The 4858-nt window shown below is 53.3% G+C and carries 3 protein-coding genes; all 3 read left to right on the top strand.

The genetic code is table 11. The features are described from left to right. Positions 1-663: 663 nt before the first annotated feature. Positions 664-1362: an alpha/beta hydrolase gene (locus B3Z49_RS09730; RefSeq protein ID WP_296990395.1), complete on the top strand. Its 699-nt coding sequence runs from the start codon at positions 664-666 to the stop codon at positions 1360-1362. 300 nt (positions 1363-1662) lie between these two features. After that, the gene (locus tag B3Z49_RS09725) at positions 1663-3363 is read left to right on the top strand and encodes a methyl-accepting chemotaxis protein (protein ID WP_296990393.1); all 1701 of its coding nucleotides are present in this window, start codon (positions 1663-1665) and stop codon (positions 3361-3363) included. A gap of 254 nt (positions 3364-3617) precedes the next feature. After that, on the top strand, positions 3618-4858 hold a 1241-nt coding region (locus B3Z49_RS09720; RefSeq protein ID WP_296990391.1), incomplete at its 3' end, for a cache domain-containing protein.

Here is a 4858-nt window from a genome sequence, read left to right as displayed (position 1 = left end):
CCGACCACAGCCGTATCGACCGCGCCAAGCAACGGAACAGTCGCATTGGAAAGAATAATCGGCAGGGTCAGCGCCAGAACGCGTCGATCACCCTTGCCGAACCAGCGGCGCGTGCGGTTCATTTGGACCTCGGTCTATGGATCATGCTGTGGGGCATCCGGGCGAACCGGAAGAATTCTTGTGGCACAGATTATCAGGCGGCAAAAGGCACCTTTTGATGACCGGCTGTCCAAAAAAATCCACATCGTTAACTTTTTGTCCCGCCTCATGCAGCTTGTGCGCGAATTGCCCTCTAAAATCTGCCCCCATAATCGAGGCCCTGTCCCACGACGTCCGAACACCAAAAACAGGAAAATCAAATAACTATTTGTTTTTATTTACTAAAATTAACTACAGAACATCTACATCTTTTAAATTAGAAAACTCAAAAAATCTATACTGAGGAATAAGCACCCAAGACCAAAACTGATGTTTTTGACATTTTACAGGATAATTTTCCCCAAACCTGCTTTTCCATCCACAAAGTTATCCACAGGCCATGACGGTTTATGGGTTTCCTGCAATCACGGCCGTCCGGGAACCTTTGGTTTTGTGACAAAAAATGCTGGTGGTCAGTCGACTGCATTGCTAAGCAGGTGCAAAGGGAAATTCAGGAAAGCACGCATGAGCACCGACACATTGTTATCTGGTCCGGCCAAACCGGCTGCCTCGGGCACCACCAAAAGCGTTGTCATCTTTCTGCATGGCTATGGCGCGGATGGAAATGACCTGATCGGTTTGGCGCCGCATCTGGCACGCGCCCTGCCCGACACCACCTTTTATTCACCAAACGCGCCCTTCCCGTGCGAAATGTCGCCGTTCGGACGCCAGTGGTTCAGTCTGGCCGAATATGATCCCGAATTCCTGCGTCGTGCGCCGGAAACCATGTCTGGCGCCCTTGCTGCCATGGCCGAAGGAGCACGCAAAAGTGCAGCCTATGTCAATGATTTCATCGACCACGTCATGGAAACCCATGGCGTGTCTGCGGACAAGGTCGCACTGGTTGGCTTTTCGCAAGGAACGATGATGTCCCTGCAAACTGCCCCCCGACGTGATGATGAAATTGCCGGCGTTGTCGGCTTTTCCGGTGCATTGCTTGGCGAACAGACTTTTGGTGCTGAAATCAAAACCCGTCCGCCCATGGTGCTGGTCCATGGTACCGCCGATCCGGTCGTACCGATCGAGGCATCGCGTCTTGCCAAGGAAACGCTTGCTGCCAATGGCATTGAAGTCAGCCTTCATGAAAGGCCCGGCCTGCAACATGGCATTGACGAAGAAGGCCTTCGCATTGCCGCAGGATTTTTGACAAAGGTGCTTGCCTGACCCCACGGGTTTGATCCGTCGCAAGACATTTAAAAAGGACATCTGCAATGATCGCAGATGTCCTTTTTTGATTCCTGACCGAACCCTGTGTAATGCCGCTTGACTGCGTCTGCATGGGCCTATGTTGTCGCACCGCAACAGGCACAACTTTTGATTAGTGAATTTCCTCAACAGGGCTAAATATTACTATACTTTTCGACAGGTAACTGTTTTAAAATATACGCGCATCAAGGGGTAAGGAAAGGGTGCCATCCCCCTGACATCGCTGCTGAAATGGCAACATACACGGGTACAGATCACATGTTACAAAACATCAAGATCAGCAAGAAGGTCGCGAGCCTGACCTTGCTGTCACTGGTTGCACTGCTTGTAATCTCGGCATTGGAACTTTTTGCATTGCGGGAAGCCTTGCTTGAGGACCGCAAGGACAAGGTTAAAGCCACAACCACAATGCTTGTGACGGCCGCACAGTCCTATCAGGACCTGGTCGATAGCGGCGAGCTCAGTCAGGAAGAAGCCGTAACCGAATTTTACCGGGTTGCTGCGGCCTCCAAGTTCGACGATGGCACGGGTTATTTCTTTGCCTATGACAATAAGGGCGTCAACATGATGCATGCGGCCAACCCGGCCCTTGTCGGCAAGGACCTTAGCAAACTTCAAGACCCGAGCGGCTCCTTCATCATTCAGAACATGCTGGACGTCGCCAAGGCACCGGCGGGTGGGTACTTCACCTATCTCTGGCCAAAGCCAGGCCACCCCGAAGAAGACCTTTTTGAAAAACAGTCCTTTGCCGCAACCCTGCCCTGGGGCGATGTCATCGGTACCGGCATCTATATTGATGATGTCGATGCAGCTTTCTGGGAACAGGCGATTTTCGTTCTGGTCGTCATTGCGATTGTCATTGCGATCATGCTGGCCGTTTCCTTTGCAATTGGCCGCAACATCACGGTCGGACTAAGCAAGCTTTCAAGCCGCATGACCGAAATCGCCAGTGGCAAACTTGAAGGCGAAATCGAAGGTCAGGACCGTGGTGACGAAGTGGGTGACATGGCCCGCACCGTGGTCGCCTTCCGCCAGCAGGCGCTTGAAAACCAGAAGCTGCAGACCCACCAGCAAGAGCTTGAGGCACAGGCCGACAAGCAACGCCGTCAGGACATCACCGATATGGCCGACAGCCTTGAATCGCGTGTCAAAGGCTTGATCCGTTCGATCTCGGGCTCGATCACCGAGATGAAAAAAGCCACATCCTCGATGGAAGAAGCCAGCAACACCAACAGCTCTCTCTCTGCGGCTGTGGCATCTGCAACAACCCAGACCTCGACCAACGTTCAGACTGTGTCCGCCGCGACCGAGGAACTGACCGCATCCTCAGATGAAATCGCCCAGCAGATTTCCCATTCCGCGGAAATCGCCAATCAGGCCAACGAACAGGCCACCCGCACCAACCAGACCGTTACTGGTTTGGCGGATGCGGCCCAGAAGATTGGCGATGTTGCCAAGCTGATCGGGGACATCGCCGAACAGACCAACCTGCTGGCCCTGAACGCGACCATCGAGGCCGCACGTGCCGGTGATGCCGGCAAAGGCTTTGCCGTGGTCGCAAGCGAGGTCAAAAACCTTGCCAACCAGACCGCCAAGGCGACCGAGGAAATCAACCAGCAGATCCTCTCGGTTCAAAATGAAACCGGCGAAGCGGTTGAGGCGATCCGTCTGATTTCCGAAACCATCGCAAAGGTCGCCGATAGCTCAACCGCGATTGCAGCAGCCGTCGAAGAACAGCACGCCGCCATTGGCGAGATTTCGCGTAACGTCCAGCAGGCAGCTGACGGCACCAGCGAAGTCTCCCAGCGGATCGAGACCGTCAACGAGAATGCCGGTCGCGTATCGTCTGGCACCAGCCAGTTGGCGCAGTCGGCCGAAAAACTGGTCGACGAAGCAAAATCGCTTGATGAGGCGGTTGAACACTTCCTTGCCGATCTGCGCAAACGCGCAACCGACTGATCCGCATCAACACGCAAACCATCCGAAAGGCTAGGGCAGAAATGCCCTGGCCTTTTTTGATGGCTCCGAAACTTATAAATGACATTCAGTCAATATCTTAAACCGATACTGCACGCCCATCGGTAAGTGCTACTTCGACGTTTGACTATACATAAACCTACACTTTAGGCTAACATCTCTTGCATATGATCTGAAACTACACCAATATATTCGTATATTTTGATCAACACGGCCTCGTCTGGCGGAGAAACCATATGCTTGGCAATCTAAAGATTGGTTACAAAATCGTCATCTTGTCTGTCATCGCGCTTGTGGGCGTCATCGTCGTTGGCGGGCTTCAGCTCTCCACCCTGCGCGATGCACTCCTTGAAGATCGCAAGGACAAGATCCGGTCCACCACCAACTACATTACTTCAATCGCGCAGTCCTATCAGGACAAGGTTGATGCTGGTCTTCTCAGTCAGGAAGACGCGATCAGCCAATTCTACGAGTTGGCCGGTGCGGGCAAATATGACGGCAAGATCGGATATTTCTTTGTCTTTGCGACCAACGGCATAACCGAAATGCACGGTGCCAATCCAGCACTTGTCGGCAAAAGCCTGAACGACGCACAGGATTCCCAAGGCAATTATTTCATCCGCAATCTGATCGCGTCCGGTAACAAGGCTGGCGGCGGTTTCTCGTCCTATCACTGGCCCAAACCCGGTGAAGATGAAAAACTGACCTTCGAAAAGCTGTCCTTTGCCGAACCCCTGCCCTGGGGCTCAATCATCGGCACTGGCATCTATATTGATGACGTCGATGCGGCTTTCCGTGAACAGGCAACATTTGTTGTCATCATTGGTGGTGTCATTCTGCTGATCCTGACCCTGGCCGGGCTGGCCATTGGTCGCGATATTACCGGCGGACTTAAAACCCTTTCTGCCCGGATGCGGATTATCTCGTCAGGTGATCTCGAAGGCGAAATTGAAGGCCAGGGGCGCAAGGACGAAGTCGGCGACATGGCACGCACCGTGGTTTCTTTCCGCGAGCAGGCGCTTGAAAACCGCAAGCTTCAGGAAAATCAGCGTGCGCTTGAAGAACAAGCCGAAGAAAATCAGCGTAAAGCCGTGATGGAAATGGCCGATTCTCTTGACGTCAAGGTCAAGGGCCTGATCAGTTCGATCTCCAGATCGATCAAGGACATGCAATCGGCCACCGATGAAATGCGTAGTGCGACCAACATGAACAGCGAACTGTCGGCTGCTGTTGCCTCGGCAACCACCCAGACATCAAGCAACGTTCAAACAGTCTCCGCCGCGACCGAGGAACTGTCTGCATCCTCCGATGAAATCGCCCAGCAAATTGCAACCTCGGCAAATATCGCCAATCAGGCCAATGAACAGGCGACCCGTACTAACCAGACCGTTACCGGCCTGTCCGAGGCAGCCCAGCGGATCGGCGACGTCGCAAGTCTGATTGGTGACATTGCCGAACAAACCAACCTGCTGGCCCT

This window comes from Thalassospira sp. UBA1131 (assembly GCF_002311515.1).
In the GTDB taxonomy this organism is placed as follows: Bacteria; Pseudomonadota; Alphaproteobacteria; order Rhodospirillales; family Thalassospiraceae; genus Thalassospira.
Note: the sequence above shows the minus strand (reverse complement) of the source record. Positions and strands in the feature narration are given on the sequence as shown.